This window comes from Pradoshia eiseniae (genome assembly GCF_002946355.1).
Classification (GTDB): domain Bacteria; phylum Bacillota; class Bacilli; order Bacillales; family Pradoshiaceae; genus Pradoshia; species Pradoshia eiseniae.
On record NZ_PKOZ01000009.1, the window covers coordinates 57,919 to 75,770 of the forward strand.

Annotated in this window: 18 protein-coding genes; all 18 read left to right on the forward strand. The window is 39.3% G+C overall.

Annotated features, from left to right (window positions below):
* Positions 1–191 precede the first annotated feature (191 nt).
* The 18 genes from CYL18_RS14045 to CYL18_RS14130 all read left to right on the forward strand — a co-directional run bounded on the left by CYL18_RS14045 (position 192) and on the right by CYL18_RS14130 (position 17,719).
* Positions 192–1,772, forward strand: coding sequence for an amidohydrolase (locus CYL18_RS14045; RefSeq protein WP_104850160.1), 1,581 nt, complete (start codon positions 192–194; stop codon positions 1,770–1,772).
* Between the two features lie 92 nt (positions 1,773–1,864).
* Positions 1,865–2,419 (forward strand): thioredoxin family protein, encoded by a 555-nt coding sequence (locus CYL18_RS14050; protein WP_104850161.1) that lies wholly within the window; start codon positions 1,865–1,867, stop codon positions 2,417–2,419.
* A 413-nt stretch (positions 2,420–2,832) separates the two neighbouring features.
* Entirely contained in the window at positions 2,833–3,033 is a 201-nt protein-coding gene (locus tag CYL18_RS14055) for a cold-shock protein (RefSeq protein ID WP_104850162.1), read from the forward strand.
* 369 nt (positions 3,034–3,402) lie between these two features.
* Positions 3,403–3,819: a YciI family protein gene (locus CYL18_RS14060; protein WP_104850163.1), complete on the forward strand. Its 417-nt coding sequence runs from the start codon at positions 3,403–3,405 to the stop codon at positions 3,817–3,819.
* Complete coding sequence (locus tag CYL18_RS14065; protein ID WP_104850164.1) at positions 3,819–5,060, forward strand: RNA polymerase sigma factor; 1,242 nt, start codon at positions 3,819–3,821, stop codon at positions 5,058–5,060. Before CYL18_RS14060 ends, CYL18_RS14065 begins: the two co-directional genes overlap by 1 nt.
* A gap of 448 nt (positions 5,061–5,508) precedes the next feature.
* Positions 5,509–5,886 carry a GntR family transcriptional regulator gene (locus CYL18_RS14070; RefSeq protein ID WP_104850165.1) on the forward strand — a complete coding sequence of 126 codons (378 nt, stop codon included), beginning with the start codon at positions 5,509–5,511 and terminating at the stop codon, positions 5,884–5,886.
* Positions 5,887–6,768 (forward strand): ABC transporter ATP-binding protein, encoded by an 882-nt coding sequence (locus tag CYL18_RS14075; RefSeq protein WP_104850166.1) that lies wholly within the window; start codon positions 5,887–5,889, stop codon positions 6,766–6,768.
* Entirely contained in the window at positions 6,749–7,357 is a 609-nt protein-coding gene (locus tag CYL18_RS14080) for an ABC-2 transporter permease (protein WP_104850167.1), read from the forward strand. Before CYL18_RS14075 ends, CYL18_RS14080 begins: the two co-directional genes overlap by 20 nt.
* Before the next feature lie 42 nt (positions 7,358–7,399).
* Positions 7,400–7,708 carry a DUF2087 domain-containing protein gene (locus tag CYL18_RS14085; protein WP_104850168.1) on the forward strand — a complete coding sequence of 103 codons (309 nt, stop codon included), beginning with the start codon at positions 7,400–7,402 and terminating at the stop codon, positions 7,706–7,708.
* A gap of 196 nt (positions 7,709–7,904) precedes the next feature.
* Positions 7,905–8,972, forward strand: coding sequence for a multifunctional transcriptional regulator/nicotinamide-nucleotide adenylyltransferase/ribosylnicotinamide kinase NadR (nadR, locus tag CYL18_RS14090; RefSeq protein WP_161497142.1), 1,068 nt, complete (start codon positions 7,905–7,907; stop codon positions 8,970–8,972).
* Positions 8,973–9,156: 184 nt separating this feature from the next.
* Positions 9,157–11,208, forward strand: a complete 2,052-nt coding sequence (locus CYL18_RS14095; protein WP_104850170.1) for a thioredoxin domain-containing protein — start codon at positions 9,157–9,159, stop codon at positions 11,206–11,208.
* 90 nt (positions 11,209–11,298) lie between these two features.
* A complete protein-coding gene (locus CYL18_RS14100) occupies positions 11,299–11,847 on the forward strand; it encodes a DUF6241 domain-containing protein (RefSeq protein ID WP_104850171.1) in 549 nt (182 codons plus the stop codon).
* A 53-nt stretch (positions 11,848–11,900) separates the two neighbouring features.
* Positions 11,901–12,287, forward strand: a complete 387-nt coding sequence (locus CYL18_RS14105; RefSeq protein ID WP_104850172.1) for a DoxX family protein — start codon at positions 11,901–11,903, stop codon at positions 12,285–12,287.
* 96 nt (positions 12,288–12,383) lie between these two features.
* Positions 12,384–12,572, forward strand: a complete 189-nt coding sequence (locus CYL18_RS14110) for a YkvA family protein (protein ID WP_236636486.1) — start codon at positions 12,384–12,386, stop codon at positions 12,570–12,572.
* 361 nt (positions 12,573–12,933) lie between these two features.
* The gene (locus CYL18_RS14115) at positions 12,934–13,311 is read left to right on the forward strand and encodes a helix-turn-helix domain-containing protein (protein ID WP_236636487.1); all 378 of its coding nucleotides are present in this window, start codon (positions 12,934–12,936) and stop codon (positions 13,309–13,311) included.
* Positions 13,312–13,468: 157 nt separating this feature from the next.
* On the forward strand, positions 13,469–14,968 hold the full coding sequence (locus CYL18_RS14120; RefSeq protein WP_104850175.1) for a sensor histidine kinase: 1,500 nt from the start codon (positions 13,469–13,471) through the stop codon (positions 14,966–14,968).
* Positions 14,969–15,120: 152 nt separating this feature from the next.
* Positions 15,121–16,629, forward strand: a complete 1,509-nt coding sequence (locus CYL18_RS14125; protein ID WP_104850176.1) for an ATP-binding protein — start codon at positions 15,121–15,123, stop codon at positions 16,627–16,629.
* Positions 16,630–16,741: 112 nt separating this feature from the next.
* Positions 16,742–17,719: a Gfo/Idh/MocA family protein gene (locus tag CYL18_RS14130; protein WP_104850177.1), complete on the forward strand. Its 978-nt coding sequence runs from the start codon at positions 16,742–16,744 to the stop codon at positions 17,717–17,719.
* The last annotated feature ends 133 nt before the right edge of the window (positions 17,720–17,852 follow it).

Below are 17,852 nucleotides of genomic sequence, written 5' to 3' on the forward strand. Positions count from 1 at the left end.
CCAATCCATGTAAAAACGATCCGGCTCATCTCATTCTAAGCACAATTCCATCTCTTCGTTTGACAATAATGATCCTGATAAAACATATATTGTAAGGACGAACAAAGAAATTGACCATATTATTCCAAGTTTGTACAATAATAAAAACATTAGAGAATAGACGTTGATTTTTGATAAAAGGGGATAGAAGGATGAAACAACTATGGTTTGGCGGCCCTATTTACACGATGGAGCGGGAGATGGAAACGGTCGAAGCTGTTCTGGTGGAAAACGGCTTCATCCTTGATGCTGGAAAGCTTGCTGATTTGAAAGACCTGGCGGATGAAGAGATCGATTTGAAAGGAGCCGCTATGTACCCAGGGTTTGTTGATAGTCATATTCACCTTCTCTATCAGGGAGAAAAGCTTATGAGGCTGGATCTATCACAGGCAAAGTCAGCAGATGAGATGCTTGATATGCTCAGGGAGGCAGCAGAGAAAACGCCTGATGGGAAATGGCTGTTTGGTGATGGCTGGAATGAGAATCAGTTTACTGATAAACGAATACCCTCCCTTGCTGAGCTTGATGCCATCCATACCGGCCCCATGCTATTAACACGTGTATGCCGCCATATGACTCTAGCAAATACGGCTGCCCTGAAAGTCGGCGGAATAAATGTACATAGCATCGCGCCTAAAGGCGGGGAGATTGGCCGCGATGAGACCGGCAACTTAAATGGGCTATTATATGATCAGGCAATGAATGCGGTGAATGATGCACAGCCCAAAAAAGGAGAAGAGTATCTTGCCTACTTAACGGAGGCGCTTGAGAGAGCCATCCGGCAGCTGCAGAGCTATGGGTTGACTGGTGTGCATACGGAGGATATGGATTATTTCGGTCCTTATCAAAACCCGCTTACCGCTTTCCAGCGGACAGTCGGGAAAGCTCATCATTTCAGGGTCCACTTGCTTAGGCATAATGCGGTCTTTGAGCAAATGATAAAGGATAAGCCTCAATATGATGAGCCTTTCATTGAACCGGGTGCGATGAAGATCTTTGCGGATGGTGCATTCGGAGGCTCTACGGCCGCCTTATCCAGTCCATATGCAGATAATCCAGAAACTCATGGACTTCTCATTCATTCGGATGAAGAGCTAGTGAGATTGGTTCAGCTGGCAAGGGCCTATGATGAGGCGGTCGCTGTCCATATCATTGGCGATATGGCTGCAGAGCAAGTGATCAGTGTCCTTGAGAAATACCCTGTTGCAGCAGGTAAACGTGATCGCCTCATCCATTGCAGCGTCCTTCGCCCAGACTTAATTGAGCGTATGAAAAAGCTCGCGGTCGTTTTAGACCTTCAGCCTGCCTTCGTTCCATCTGATTTCCCTTGGGTCATTGACCGCTTGGGCTCAGAAAGATTGAAATGGTCCTATACCTGCAAAACGCTCATCAACGAAGGGTTTATCTGTGCGGCAGGAACGGATGCCCCAGTGGAGGACATCAACCCGCTTTGGACCATTTATGCCGCTGTTGAACGGAAAAGTCCTAATCAGCAGCATGACGGTTATATTCCCGAAGAGAAAATCTCACGCTATGAAGCAATTCAAATGTACACGGTCGGTAGTGCCCAGGCTATTTGCAAGGAGCATGAACGAGGTTTAATCAAGCGGGGCTATGCAGCCGACTTCTCTGTTTTCGATCGGGATTTATTTGCGGGGACTACTGAAGATATGCTGAAGGCAAGAGCGGTAAAAACGGTAGTAGACGGCCGCATTGTCTTCCAACGATTGTAATTAAGTGAGCCATCCATTCGTGAAAACGAGGGAAGAACTGTATAATGAGACATATATAGGATTCATCCCAATTGGAAAAAGGAGGTTTAAGCATGAAAACGGAACAACAGTATTATGAGGAATCGCCGACCATTCAAGAGTATATGGACAATATGAGCCAGCTAAAGGAAGAATCGTTTCAAATTTACCATCAGTTTGAGGTACCGGATGACACATTCATCCAACAACTCGAGGGTGCTAATGTACATATCCTTGCCATTACAGAAGATTGGTGCGGCGATGCCATGCTAAATAACCCCATCATCCGCAAGGTCGCAGAAGCTGCCAAAGTAGAGGTTCACGCCGTTTTGCGTGATGCTGATACAGATCTGATTGACCGCTATCTAACAAATGGCGGCCGTGCAATCCCGATGTATCTTTTGCTGAATGAATCAGGAGAGGTCATCGGTAAATGGGGTCCGCGGGCACCGGAATTGCAACAATTCGTGATGGATGGCCGTGCCCAATTGCCTGCTAAAGAGGACCCTGCATTTGAAGAAAAATCAAAAGCCTTCTATACAGATCTTCGTAAAGCGTACACCGACCGTCCTGAGTTTTGGATGAATGTTTATGAAAGCTTCAAGGAAGCGGTTCAAAAATCTATATAAATAATAAGAATCCCTTTGTGATCATCCGCAAAGGGATTTTTATTTTTCCTTCAAAGCCCGATACCCTGCTCCCTCAGATACCTCAATAATGTCATCTGCTTCAATTTTGTTGAATAGAGATCCTTAACTGCAGCTGAATGAAATCCCCGCTCTGTCAGCTATCCGTCTACAGACCAAATTTGCCGTTCATGAAGTATGGTGATTAATAAAAAGTGTAAGGTTTCATTCATTCAAAGAATGGGTAAAAATAGTTTTTGTATTTTTCTAGGCCATATCATTTGCTATTCGCTCACATTACTGTTAAGGTTAGGTAGTATTATTTTTTGTTCTTCACAAGAAAGACTTTTGAATTTCATCTAAGGTTTTGAGCAAGGATAGTAACATTCGTGCATTAGCACTAGGAGGCAACACACATGGAACAAGGTACAGTAAAATGGTTTAACGCAGAAAAAGGTTTTGGATTTATCGAACGTGAAGCAGGAGATGATGTATTCGTACATTTCTCATCAATCCAAACTGACGGCTACAAATCTTTAGATGAAGGTCAAAAGGTTACTTTTGATATCGAACAAGGCGCTCGCGGACCGCAAGCATCTAACGTCCAAAAAGGTTAATAGGCAATTTTCAAGAGACCCTGATTTTTATCAGGGTCTCTTTTTTTCGAGAAAAAAGATTGGCAATCGAATCTCACTCTTAAAAAATAACCACTCGTACAAGGGATTCATATCCTTTATGGTGAATTTATTAGGAGCGGGATATATGAAGAATTATACATAAGAACAGTGAGAAGAATCATAAGTTGAATGACGTCCTTGAGGACGGTTACAAACCTTTAGGAAGCTAACTTTATAAATTATGGGCCAAATATGCTGGAAAGTTTATCTCCATTGTCGATTTTGATGTTCCTTATTCGTTGTATTTATACAGAGGCCGAGTACGAATGGTCTTTAAAAAAATCTGACTTAATATTAGGAGGAAAATTTATGCTATTTATGCTGATTGTCAAAGCCTCACGCAATTCAGAAGGTGGAAATCTCCCAAGTTCTGAGCTCAATGAAGCCATGAGTAAGTTCAATGAGGAATTAGTTAAGGCTGGTGTACGGGTTGCAGCTAAGGGACTTTATCCAAGTTCAAATGGGATTCGCATCTCGTTTCCGAAACCAGGGGAAAAGCCAGTCGTTACAGATGGCCCCTTTACGGAAACGAAAGAATTGATTGCTGGATTCATTTTGATTGATGTGAAATCGAGGGAGGAAGCTATCGAATGGGCTATGCGCATGCCGGACCCACAGGGATATGGAGAAGGTCAGATTGAGCTGCGTCAAGTAATTGAGGACCCGGTTTTATTTGCAAAAGAATCAGCTAAATTGCGCGAGAAAGCAAAGAAAGAGATACGATAGTGACAAGGTATGAAACCCATCGTACTATTGAAGGAATCTGGATCGTCGAATCGGCAAAAATCATAGCGAGGGTTGCCCGGATTGTTCAAGACATCGGTATTGCAGAGGATTTGTCGCAAGAGGCGTTGGTCATTGCGCTTGAAAAATGGCCGGTGTCAGGTATACCGGAAAAACCGGGAGCTTGGCTCATGACAGTTGCCAAAAGACGAGCAATTGATTTTCTGAGGAGAAATCAATTACGTGATCAAAAATATGAGGAAATCAGTCGCAACATGAAATTCAATATAGATTCGGAGTATGATTTCGTTGACGAGGAAATCAATGACGATCTTCTGCGACTCATCTTCACCACTTGTCATCCGGCGCTTTCCAGGGAAGCTCGGGTCGCTCTAACGCTTAAACTGCTTTGCGGATTAAAGACAGATGAAATAGCGGAAGCTTATCTTACATCGGAATCAACCATTGCGCAACGAATCGTCAGAGCAAAGCGTACACTTTCTGCTTCAAACGTAACTTTTGAAGTTCCATGTGGACTTGAACTTTCACATCGATTGTCAACAGTTCTTGAAGTGATTTATCTCATGTTTAATGAAGGGTATGTTCCAAGTAGCGGGCAGAACTGGATTCGTCCAACGCTGTGCAATGAAGCCATTCGCCTTGGACGGATTCTGGCGGAACTTCTGCCTGAGGAACCGGAAGTACACGGCCTAATTGCTCTCATGGAAATACAGGCATCACGTTTCAAAGCACGCATTGATTCATCGGGAGAGCCGATATTGCTTCAGGATCAGAATCGTGCTCTTTGGGATAATCTTTTGATTCACCGCGGCTTTTCGGCGCTTAAACGGATTGAGCAAATCGGCGGTCCTTATGGTCCGTATTCACTGCAAGCATCTATTGCTGCTTGTCACGCCAAGGCACCAACGGCAGCAGATACGGATTGGCAAGAAATATCAGCACTATATGATGTCCTTTCCCAGGTGTCACCATCTCCCATCGTGGAATTGAACCGTGCTGTTGCTTATTCCATGGCTTATGGGCCGGCCGCCGGGTTAAAGATTGTGGATATATTGAAAGATGAACCAGCCTTGAAAAAGTATCACTTGTTGCCGGCGGTTCGAGGCGACTTGCTCGCTAAGCTGAAGAGACATGAGGAAGCGAGTGCTGAATTCAGGCGTGCAGCATCACTTACAGAGAATGAACAAGAGCGTGCCCTTCTTCTAAAACGATCAACTAATTGAATTTAAGTCGCACTATTTATGCTCTATAGAAAGCCTAATTTCTTTACAATTAATTGTAGTTGCGAAATTAGGCTTTTTAGTAGTGGCTTATGCTTAAGGTTGTAACCGCAAGCATCTAACCTCCAAAAAGGTTAATAGGCAATTTTCAAGAGATCCTGATTTCTTTCAGGTTCTCTTTTTTAATGAGTCGTGACCTTAAAAACAAAACTCCTAAGGAAAGCAAGGTGGTTTCGCTGTGATGTGCTTTTTGGAGGTCATTAATGATCTTAGCTGACTCAAGGAACTACACAAAATGAATTCATTATCCGAGAAGGTTCTTTGTAATGGGGAATCTTTTTAATTCAGTGGAATACAACTTGAGCCACAAGTTTAATTAAATGGAAAAGATTGCATATTTAAATCAATTGTATATAATGTATATATACAATATTGTAAATGAGGTCATTGAATGCGCATCATCATCTCAAATCAATCGAGAGAACCGATTTATGAACAGATCGCTGCTCAAATAAAGAAACAAGTTTTGACTAATGAGCTTCCAGCAGGGGAACCGCTGCCTTCTATGCGACAGCTGGCAAAAGACTTAGGCGTAAGCGTCATCACGACAAAAAGGGCTTATGAAGAACTGGAGAAACGAGGCTACATCTATTCAGTCGTCGGAAAAGGCTCCTTTGTATCTGAGCAAAATAAAGAAATGATTCTTGAACGGAAAATGACTGTGATTGAAGAGCAGTTAAGGGCAGCCATTCAAAACAGCAAAGAAATTGGAATCAGTTTATCTGAATTAGAGGAGCTACTAAGAATGTTATATGAGGGGGAGGCATAATTGAAAAACGTAATTGAGCTGAAGCAGGTAAATAAGGCGTTTAATGGGTTTCAATTAAAAGACGTAACAATATCGGTTAAAAAGGGCTACGTGACAGGTTTTATTGGTGGTAATGGAGTTGGAAAGTCAACAACGATTAAGCTGATCATGAACTTATTGCAGCCAGATAGCGGGACGGTGTCGCTTTTTGGGCTGGATTACAAAAAACATGAAAAGGAGATTAAGCAGAGAATCGGATTTGTGTTCGACCAGAACATATTTTATGAGCATCTTACTTTATTAGAAATGAAGAGCCTGCTTAAATCTGCCTATGCCAGCTGGGATGATTCCTTGTTTAATCACTATGCAGATATGTTTGAATTGCCTTTGAGGAAGCGGTTAAAGACTTTTTCTAAAGGAATGATGATGAAAGCTTCCCTGACATTCGCTCTATCACACCATGCTGAGTTAATCATCATGGATGAGCCAACTTCTGGTCTTGACCCAATATTCCGCCGTGAACTGCTGGATCTACTTCATGACATCATGCAAGATGGAAACAGGACGATCTTTTTTTCTACCCATATCACGACAGACTTAGAGCGGATTGCCGATTACATCACCTTCATGCATGATGGGCAGCATGTCTTTACGAAAGAGTTTTACAAAATTGAAGAGGAATATGCGATTGTAAAAGGTACTTTAGACTTGCTGGACCGTGATACGGAGAAAGAGTTTATCGGTATACAGAAGTCCAGGCATGGATTTGAAGCATTAGCCTCTCAAAAAAATCGCATCGAAACCTTATTTGGTGATACGGTTTTGGTGGAGAAACCGACCCTAGAGGATATAATGCTATATACAAAGAAGGGGAGTAGAACTCATGCTGAGATTAGTTTATAAAGATATTCGCCTGCAGCGAAATACGATGCTGATTATGCTGCCATTCTTGTTCCTTTTTTTATATGAAGAAACTTCCATTATCTATGTCAGTATTTTATTTTGTATAGCCCTTATCATGAATGCCTTTGCCGTCGACGAAAAAGCGTCAATTAATTTACTGCTGAATTCCCTTCCATATACCCGAAAAGAAATTGTTATATCCAAATACATCAGTGCATGCTTGTTTACGGCTATTGTCCTGATGACGATTATGATGGGCAGTTGGATAATCCATGGAGAAAGCATTCCATTGATTCAATTAGTGCTGATATCGTCATTTGTTGTGATTTTTATTGCTGCAGCCTTTCCTTTATCATATCTGCTAAACAGTCAATATCTATTAATTGCAGGTATTATAACATTCGTAGTCTATCTGTTCATTGCTAATATGTTTATCCCAGATTTAAATGACCGGATAAGGAACTTGACGCAATCTATCCTTTCCTATGATCATACACAATTATATATATACGTATTATTGGTATCCGGAATTCTCTCTATTCTATCTTTCTTGATTTCTATGCGCATATATAGCAGGAAAGTGTTTTAATTAGTTTAAGAGGTGTGCTTGTAGAAAAGAGGGGGATAAACATTGAATTATCTATATAGCGAAAAAGAGAGAAACCAAGTCATAACGAATTTTATGAAGGACGGGAGAGTCATCCACATCCCTTCCAAGGAGAAGAAAAAATACATATTACTGCATGATTTCATCAAGGGATTGGATGAAGAGAGAATGTATACGGAGCATGAAATTAATGCTGAACTGCTAAAGAGATATTCGGTCAGTGATTATGTCGAGCAAAGGCGATATTTGATAACGTTCGGACTGATGAAAAGAACTGCAAATGGGACACAATATTGGCTAAACCCAGCTAATCATCAAAATCATCAGGAATAGACATCCTGATTATACACTCCTGTTAAAGATCATCTTACCAGATGGTCTTTTTATTTTGCCGGTATTGAATAGGCTGCATAGAGAACGACAATAACAAATGGCAAGATAAAATCATACTGGTTATAATATAGTAAAAAAATAGTATCATGAACTCATGTTTATACAATCATGTATAAGATTCAGAAAGGAAATCATTATGAACAATGGACCATCTATAGAATCATACAAAGATAAAGTAGTCGGGTATTATGGAGGGAAATTCCTGCCTTTTCATATTGGTCATTTGAATTGCATTATTGAAGCTGCCTCCATGGTGGATGTGCTGTTTGTGGTTGTTTCATATGATGACGTCTATGATCAATCCTTATGTGAAGGGACAAAGTTTAAGTGGGTACCTAGCAGCACAAGGGAGAGATGGGTTACTGAAGCCGTGAGCGGATTAAGGAATATTAGGGTGCTGACAAAGTATGAACCGCGCATGGATGATTACTTGAATAATGATGAAATTCGAAAGGCTAATGAACGATTACTGGCTGCTATTGGTGGGAGAGTCGACTATGTATTCAGCAGTGAAGAACACTATGATGATTATTTCGAATGCTACTATCCTTCCTCAAAGCATATTGTCATTGATCCAAAACGAGCGTATATAGATATATCGGCAACCGAGATAAGAGAAAAAGGGATTTATGATTCCTGGGAGTACTTACCTAAGTCCATTAAGAAAGACTACACGAAAAGGGTTTGCCTATGCGGAATTGAATCCGTAGGGAAATCGTTCCTGACAAAGCAGCTTGCAGTGTTATACAACACTCAATATGTAAATGAATATGGACGAGACTTTTACGAGGAGATAGGCGGTTGTTTTGATATCGTCAGGCAGTCAGATTTTCTCAAGATTGCTATGGGGCACAATTATCTGATTGAAGAGAAAGTAAAAGGGTCAGATAAGGTTTTATTCATTGACACAGATAATATTTATACACAGTTCTTTTATCTGCAGATGTTTGGCGAAGAAAACCAAACGATTTCCTCTATCATAAATAGCGGAGTAGACGAGATTGACTTATACATCTATATAGAGCCATCCTTACCGCATGAGCTGGATGGCTTTAGGCAAGTTAAAACATTAGACGATAAAGAGCGGGAAAATCAACTGCTGAAGGATCTATATAGGAAATACAATAAAGATATAAAAATCGTTAAGTCAATCAAAGACATAAAAGAGATTAAAGGTTTGATTGATGATTTGTTCAACACATAAGACTAATGATGGCATCCAAAAAAGGATGCCTTTTTTCTTTTTGAAATCCTTATAAACCAATAAATACTCTAAATACGTTTATACTAATGACAGATGTGTATGGAATAAAGAAAATAGATTGTATTTTTAAGCAGGTAAACATAGTTACGATAAATTAGCTGATTGATAAAGGAGTCGTTCATAAATGAGTGAAAAAGCTAAGCCGAATAGACTGATTCATGAGAAATCACCCTATCTGCTTCAGCATGCCCATAATCCCGTTGACTGGTATCCATGGGGTGAAGAGGCATTTGAGAAGGCGAAGCGGGAGAATAAGCCTGTCTTTGTATCGATTGGGTATTCGACTTGTCATTGGTGCCATGTCATGGAAAGGGAAAGCTTTGAAGACAAGGAGATTGCTGCTCTATTGAATGAGCGGTTCGTGTCTATTAAGGTCGATCGGGAGGAGCGGCCAGACATTGATTCGATTTACATGAGTGTATGTCAGGTAATGACTGGTCAGGGTGGTTGGCCGCTCAATGTGTTTCTGACACCTGAGCAGGTTCCTTTCTATGCGGGAACGTACTTCCCTAAGCATAGCCGCTATGGTCTCCCTGGAATGAAGGATGTTGTGCTTCAGCTTTATGATGTGTATTTGAACGATCCGGAGAAAATTGCGCATACAGGTGAGCGGCTTAGTCAGGCGCTCCAATCTCCCCCAGCAGACCAAGAGGCTTTGACGCTTGTCACGATAGATGCGGCTGTCAAACAATTTAAGAGCATGTTTGATGAACAGTATGGCGGTTTTGGAGCGGCGCCAAAATTCCCTACCCCGCATAATCTGATGTTTCTTCTCCGTTATTATCATTTCAGTAAGGATGAGAGGGCCCTTCAGATGGTCGAGAAGACATTGGACGGTTTGCGGCGCGGCGGCATTTATGATCATGTCGGGTTTGGTTTTTCACGGTATTCAACAGATGAGCTATACCTCGTCCCTCATTTCGAGAAGATGCTGTACGATAATGCCATGCTGCTTATGGCTTATACAGAGGCTTATCAGGTGACAAAGGATGAGTCGTATAAGGAAACGGCCGAACAAATCATCACATATGTTTTAAGGGATATGCGTCACCCAGACGGCGGGTTTTATTCTGCAGAGGATGCGGATTCTGAAGGAATAGAAGGGAAGTTCTATGTGTGGGATTACGAGGACGTGCTTGATATTCTAGGGGAAGAGCTAGGTGACCTCTATTGCGCGGTTTATGATATAACGCCTGAAGGAAATTTTGAAGGGGCGTCCATCCCTAATCTCATTCGTGAACCGATTGACTCCTTTGCCAAGCATAATGACTTGAATGCGGATGATGTTAAAAGAGACCTTGAACAAGCGAGGCAAAAGCTGTTTGCTGTCAGGGAGGAACGGGTTCATCCGCATAAGGATGACAAAATCCTGACGGCATGGAATGGCCTTATGATAGCAGGACTCGCCAAGGCAGGACGAGCGTTTAACAACCAAGATGCCATTGAGGCAGCAAAGGATGCCATTCATTTTATTGAGAAGCAATTAATCATCAATAATCGTGTCATGGTTCGCTACCGGGAAGGAGAGGTTAAGCAGGAGGGCTTCATAGATGATTATGCCTACCTTGCTTGGGGGTATTTAGAGTTATACGAAGCAACCGTGGACCCCACGTACCTCGAGCGGGCAAAGAATCTTGCGGCTGATATGATCGACCTTTTTTGGGATGATGAGCAAGGCGGATTTTATTTCTATGGGACGGATAATGAAGAGCTTCTCATACGGCCTAAGGAGTATTATGATGGTGCCCTCCCTTCTGGCAATAGCGTAGCTGCCCTGCAGCTTGTGAGACTTGCGCGGCTAACGGGTGACTATAAGCATGAAGAGAAGGTTGAAGATCTATTCAAGGTGAGCGGGGCAGAGGCAAGCCATTATCCGATGGGACATACGTATATGCTGATGGCTTATTTAACGACCCAGATGAAGATGAAGGAAGCAATCGTGTTTGGCAAGGACTATAAAGAAGACCCTTTCCTAGCTTACCTGCAGCAAGCGTTTCATCCAGAAGTGACCTATTTGGCTGGGGCAGATGCCTCTGAACTGTTGAAAGTAGCTCCTTTCACGGAGGATTATCGTGTAATCGGCAATCAGACCTATTATATATGCGAAAACTTTGTTTGCCATGCACCAGAGACAGACCCAGAAAAAGCGATTGAGCAATTAACAAGTGGCCGGTAATAATACCGGCTTTTTTTGTTTGTAAACATCTTGAAATAATTATAATATTTTGTCACAATTTAGATAGGACATAATCTGAGGATGATAACGATGAAAAAACCGTTACTATGGATCTTTGCATCACTAGCATTAGGAGCAGCCCTATTTCTTGGCGTTATTTGGATTATGGCCTCATTAGATGAGGGAGGCAAAGAGCAAGAGGCTTCCGCAACTGACCGTCATTCAACAAATGAGTCAACGAAAAATGGAAGACAAGAACAGACTGGTTTTATTGGAGGAATCGAGCAGACCATTGAAAATGATTCAATTAAGAAGCTTGATGATGCACTAGAAACTCTACATAAAATGACCCATCAAAAAGTTACCGCAGAAGATAAATGGGGAGCCATTCCGATGACGGAGGCGAATGTCCGCGCAGCGAAGGAGCAAATCTCCCAATTGAATATTCAGGATAAAAGCGATTTGCTACAAATACTCGCTAAATGGGAAAGGGAAGACTTCTCCCAAATAGACCATGACCATAATTATTTCTGGAAAAAGCAAGGCGGCACCATTGGGAAAGCCTATGGCATTATGACAGAAGAACAAGAAAAAGAATTTATTGAGAATAATTTCGGTAAATTTTCTAAAAAGGAATAATGTTTAAACTCCCTATTCTTAAGGAATCTAAAGAGGGAAGGGAGAGAACTTATATGAAAAAGATTACTCGTTTGCTTTACAGTTTTATCTTGATAACAGCAGGAATTCTTCATTTTACGCGAAGGAAGAACTTTGTATTTATCATGCCAAAAATCATTCCATTTCGTTCATTCTTCGTTTTGTTTACTGGAATTTGCGAAATTCTAGCCGGAATTGCCCTCTTTTTTAACCTCTTTAAGAAGCTGGCAGGCACTCTTTTAACCATCTTCATGATTCTTATCTATCCCGTTAATATCTATATGGCTATAAAGAAAAAACCGCTTGGTCCAAACCAAAAAGCATACCCAGCAGCACTATGGCTTCGTCTTCCGCTGCAAATCCCATTGATCATTGGGGCATATCGGTGGAGTTTAGAAGAGAAGAAAAGTACAGAAAAATGATACTACATATATAATAACTTTTTCATAGACAGCATCCCTATGATTCTGCTAAAATGGGTCAAGCCCGATATAGTGGGATAAAGGAGGATATAGCTGTTGTCGAAGCTATCTAAGAAAACGAAAGTAGCTCTTTTGGGAGCGGGATTGTATGTTATTATACCATTAGATTTGATTCCAGATTTTATTGTTGGATTTGGCCAGGTAGATGATCTTGGAGTAGCAACATACTTGCTCAAATGCTTATACGCAGATTTGAAAAAATCAAAAAAAGCGAGAATTCTATAAATGATGTATCCGAGACCAGGCTCATAATAAGCCTGGATTTTTTCTGTGCTTTTACATCGATTAACGATATAAAATAACTATGTTCCAAATCTTCATGGTGACTAAGCATATGGTAGCTAAGTATATAGAAAAACTGAGACTCTTACAAAAGATTTTTAGCTGTAAGAGTAAGACAAACGTAGAGAATCAATCATGTTCTCATACATAGTTCTAATAAAACTATGTTCCAAATCTTCATAGTTATCTATAACCAAAGTCCACAAGGAGAAATTAACAAAAAATGGCTCAAAATCAAGTGTTTTCTCTCAATTAGTTGTATAATTATAGATAAGAATGGAAGGGTTGAGAGAGGGTGACGTCAGTGAGCAGAGGATTTTTATTGAAACAAAAAGCTTTTTTAAAGCTGTATTTGCTGGAAATTGCCGCAAGCCCGAAAGACTATGGTTCTGTTGTACTGGACGATTTGAGAGCAAAGTTTAAGCCATACGGATATTCTCCGTCACATACCGAATTTTACAAAACATATAAAGAATTATATAAACAAGGCTTCGTCAAAAGAAGAAGCGAGATTAAGGGAGACCCTCATGAAAATATTCAAGAGGTGTTCATTTATTATTTAACAGAAAAGGGGAAAGAGGAGTTAGAAGTTTACCGCAAGCTTATGAAGGTGGAACTAGAGCGATCCATCGGTATTTTGCAGACCGCATTGGAAGACCATTATGGACCTGTGAAAAAATAACCTCAGACAAGAAGCAGCCATCCTTATGGATAAGATGGCTGTTTCTTTATATTAAAAAGAATGGAATTAAATACAAATATCAGAAAATAAATATTTTGTTATAATAAAGTTTGATAAAAACAGAGAAAGGATTTAATCGTGTTAAATAAGAAGAATTATGAAAAAGTATAAAAATAATCAGTCCTTGTATTTACTGCTTGCCCATATTTTATTCGTTTTACTCGTATTTCTAACAACGCTTTTATATGGTAGTGCCAGAATGTCCACTTCTCTGCGTCATGAAGCATATAAATTGTTTCCGACCCATATTTGGATAGAGGAAACAATTTATCGGTATAAGGATATCGAGGATTTATCCGAATTGTTGCAGATGATTCCGAAGGACAATGAGTATATCTATCTTTATGACACTGAAGCTAAGAAAAGGGCTTTATATTTTAAAGATTCAACCGTATTGAGCCCACAGTATGCTGACATGGATGAAATGTTAATCCCTTTATTGAACTCGTTACTTAAGCAAATTGACTTAGGAAATGTCTATAATGCCTATATTGACCAGCATATTGATATTCAATTAGCTGAGCACGAGAACTCCATGCATATTCAAATTGGCCACGATGTTGAAACAGATGCTTTTACAGGTAAGATTGTTGCTTTTCGCGACGTCACTAAAAGCCTCTTAGTGGAGTTTAAGAATACATTGGGACAATGTTTTTTAATCTTTGGGCTTTCATGTTCGTTTATCATTCTAAACTATAAACTTATGAAAAAAGTGTATTATTCTCCATTAGAAAAAATGACAGAGCATTATCTAAAAATGTCACGTTTTCATTTAGAACCTTTTACATATGACCAACCGTTCATTCCTGAAGTGCAAAAGACGGTAAACGCGGTTAATAAAACGATGTTGGATTTACAGGATGGGCTCAAAGAATCAAAATCGTTCCTTGATGAAATGGTTCATGAAATTAAAAACCCAGCCCATAATATTAAAAATGAGATAGAACTCATAGATGATATGCTTCCTGAAGCGGATGAAGAAATTAAATCCAGACTTCAATCCGTCATGAATGAAACGACAAATATCACCTCGCTTTTATCTAGCATTAAGATTATTTATGACTTGTATTATCTAGGAGCAGCTCCTCCAGACAGCTGGCTGAATCCTATTGAGAAAATCAAACCAATTTACGAAGAATACAAGGAAAAATACCCTAACCGCCAATTTCATTTCAAATATCATATTAATCCCAATATACATATTTGGATTGATCCAGGTTCAATCGAATTAATGATTAGAAACTTGCTTGATAACGCAATTAAATATTCTAAAGATGGGTCTACAATCTTTATTGGCATTCGCGAGTACAAGGCAGTCAACAAGATCCTTATTGATGTGATTAATTCTGATTCGAGTATTGAATATAGTAATCTAGGGAAAGTCTTCGGAAAATATTATCGAACAAATCAAGCTAAAGCGAAAACAGATGGCATAGGAATTGGACTTTGGCTGGTCCAAAGCATTGCAGAAATTTATAAAGCAAATGTCCACGTACATAGTTCAACAAATACAACTGGATTTGTATTTTCAACCAAGCATTATAAAGAAGTGGTTCAAAAGGATCATCATACTGAGAATAAGGCGATACCTTCATAAGATTCAAATGATTAAAAGCAAAAGCTGGCTTATCTGCCAGCTTTTTTATTTTGCATAAAAATTAGAATAATGTTAATAATAATGAACTGTTATTTTTTTGATATAATGTATATTGTGTTTTTTGATAGCATAAAAGATGAAAAGGTGAAAAGGTGAAGAAATTTACTGATCGGCAGATTAAACCACCCAATTGGAAATTATCACAGCGGTCTTGGATCACGATACCGTATCTATTATTAATCGTGCTTATTGCGAGTACTATTTTTCTTTATGGGTATACCAGAATTGCAATTAACCTAAGGAAGGAAGCTTACGATTTATATCAGACCTACCTTAATGTTGAGCACATTATAAATCAGGATGAAAATCTTACAAGTAAAAAGATAGAAGAACTGTTTTCATTACTTCCAATAGAAAAAGAATATCTATATGTACATAATGAAAACACGAAAGACAAGAGAATTCATTATCAAAATGAAAATATCCAACAATTTAATCAATTGTCCTATCATGATGAACTATTTAATTCTATATTAACTAAAATGCTAGTACATATTGATTTGGGAGATGTCAACAATTTTTATAATGATAGTTATGTTGATCTTCGTGTGTTTGAACATTTAGATTGTGCCTTTGTTCAAATTGGCACAGAAGTTGATTCGAACTCCTTTAAAGGAGAAATTGTTTTATTTAGTAATGTTAGCATGGAAATTTTAAATGATTTCAAACATATTTTCTATCAATGTTTAAAATTATTAATGGTCTTTATTGCTATCATTTTACTTAATTATTATGTTAATAAAAAACTATATTTTAAACCCCTAGAAGATTTAAAAAACCATTATCTTAATTCGACAAAATTTAATATGAAAGTGTACAAAAGTAAAAAACCAGCTATTAAAGAAATACATGAAACTGTGGACGTAGTAAATCGAGCAATTTTGGAACTACAGGATGGATTAAAAGAGTCCAAATCATTCCTTGACGAAATGGTTCATGAAATTAAAAATCCTGCTCATAACATTAAGAATGAACTTGAATTGATTGAGGATTATGTCGAAGATGAAGAGATAAAAAGAGGACTTGAATCCGTTAAAAAGGAAACGGAAAATATTAGCTCGCTGCTATCTAGCATAAAAATTATGTATGATATCTATTATTTAGGCGCTGCAGCTCCTGACATTTGGGTGCATCCAGTCGATATTATAGAGCCGATTTTTGAAGAATACCGTACTAAACGACCGGATCGGAAATTCAATTATAATTATTGCATCCATTCAAATGTGCGAATATGGATTGACAACGGTTCCCTGGAACTTATTATAAGAAACCTCCTTGATAACGCAATCAAATACTCCAAGAATGGTTCCTCTATTTTTGTAGGCATTCGTGAGCAATTACATGATAATATTGTCGTCTTGGATGTTGTAAATACCGATTCTAGCATTGAATATAGCAAAATCGGCAAAATCTTTGATAAATATTATCGGACAAATTGGGCAAAAGAACAAACGGTCGGCGCTGGAATTGGATTATGGAGCATTAAGAATATTACAGAGATCTACGATGCTGCCGTAAGTGTCCAAAGTTCAACAAATACAACTGGTTTTGTGATTACATTTAAACATGTTAAGCATGTAGAAGAATCATCCGTGAATTAAACGGCACTTCTTTATGAAGTGTCTTTTTTATTTATCTATTAACCATATCTTCACCGAATAAAACTTGATAGAATTAATAGTAGTACGATTTAATTAGGCAAGGAGGAACAAAATGAAACAGGCAATAAGATGGGGAATTATTGGTGCTGGCACGATAGCACACCGTTTTGCAACTGCTGTAAAAAAGCTTGATGGGATGGAGCTTGCTGCCATTGCTTCAAGAGATAAGGGAAGATCCGAGATTTTTGGCAAGCAATATGATGTGCCGAGTGAAAAATGCTATGGTTCCTATCAAGATCTTGTAAATGATGAAGAAATCGATGCTGTTTACATAGCAACACTGCATCCATTCCATAAAGAGCAGGCTATCCTATGCCTAGAGCATGGAAAGGGTGTTTTATGTGAAAAACCAGTGACGATGAACAAGAATGAAATAGAGGAAGTTATAAGGGTTGCGAGACAACATAACGTATTTTTTATGGAAGCCATGAAATCCAGATTTTTGCCGATTAACATCCAGCTGCGAAAGCTAATTTCAGAGGGTATCATTGGGGACGTACGTAATATGCGCGCAGAACTTGGATTTAAAGCAGATTTTGACCCGGAAGGACGTCTTTATAATAAGGAAAAGGGAGGAGGAGCCTTGCTAGACATTGGTATTTACCCAGTCTCCTATGCTGCTTACTTCTTAGGCAGCAATCCTTTAAAGATTGATAGCCAATTGACTTATGGGGTAACAGGTATTGATGAGAGCAATGCTATCCAGCTTGGTTATGAGAATGGAGCAACAGCTCAATTATATTCAACGATCCAAGTGAATACCACTAAAGAAGCAAGTATTTTAGGTACAGAAGGACGCATACATATCCCTATCTTTTCGAATGCCCAGGCGGCGACGATATATTTTGATTCCGGCAAAGAAAAAACGATTGCTGAGCCATATGAAATCAATGGCTTTGAATATGAAATCAGAGAAGCCGTAAAATGCATGAACGAGGGCTTGCTCGAATCCCCATATATGACATGGTCTGATTCTATTGAAGTCATGGGAATCATCGATCGAATCTTTGCAGCCAATCAAGTGAAATAAGAGGCCTTTAAGGCTTCTTTTTTATGGCTGTTTTCGTAAGGATTGTTGCTAATGCCATAAAAAAAGACAGCTTTTTTTGCTGCCTCCGTTATTGAGCCAAAGCCTCCGCGTTAGTTGAATATGTATTTGCCTA

Excerpts from the sequence above, each read along its gene's own strand:
- CYL18_RS14060 (WP_104850163.1), top strand. The coding sequence starts at position 3,403 with ATGCTATTTATGCTGATTGTCAAAGCCTCACGCAATTCAGAAGGTGGA.
- CYL18_RS14045 (WP_104850160.1), top strand. The coding sequence starts at position 192 with ATGAAACAACTATGGTTTGGCGGCCCTATTTACACGATGGAGCGGGAG.
- CYL18_RS14130 (WP_104850177.1), top strand. The coding sequence starts at position 16,742 with ATGAAACAGGCAATAAGATGGGGAATTATTGGTGCTGGCACGATAGCA.
- CYL18_RS14095 (WP_104850170.1), top strand. The coding sequence starts at position 9,157 with ATGAGTGAAAAAGCTAAGCCGAATAGACTGATTCATGAGAAATCACCC.
- CYL18_RS14120 (WP_104850175.1), top strand. The coding sequence starts at position 13,469 with ATGAAAAAGTATAAAAATAATCAGTCCTTGTATTTACTGCTTGCCCAT.
- nadR (WP_161497142.1), top strand. The coding sequence starts at position 7,905 with ATGAACAATGGACCATCTATAGAATCATACAAAGATAAAGTAGTCGGG.
- CYL18_RS14100 (WP_104850171.1), top strand. The coding sequence starts at position 11,299 with ATGAAAAAACCGTTACTATGGATCTTTGCATCACTAGCATTAGGAGCA.
- CYL18_RS14050 (WP_104850161.1), top strand. The coding sequence starts at position 1,865 with ATGAAAACGGAACAACAGTATTATGAGGAATCGCCGACCATTCAAGAG.
- CYL18_RS14055 (WP_104850162.1), top strand. The coding sequence starts at position 2,833 with ATGGAACAAGGTACAGTAAAATGGTTTAACGCAGAAAAAGGTTTTGGA.
- CYL18_RS14070 (WP_104850165.1), top strand. The coding sequence starts at position 5,509 with ATGCGCATCATCATCTCAAATCAATCGAGAGAACCGATTTATGAACAG.
- CYL18_RS14080 (WP_104850167.1), top strand. The coding sequence starts at position 6,749 with ATGCTGAGATTAGTTTATAAAGATATTCGCCTGCAGCGAAATACGATG.
- CYL18_RS14105 (WP_104850172.1), top strand. The coding sequence starts at position 11,901 with ATGAAAAAGATTACTCGTTTGCTTTACAGTTTTATCTTGATAACAGCA.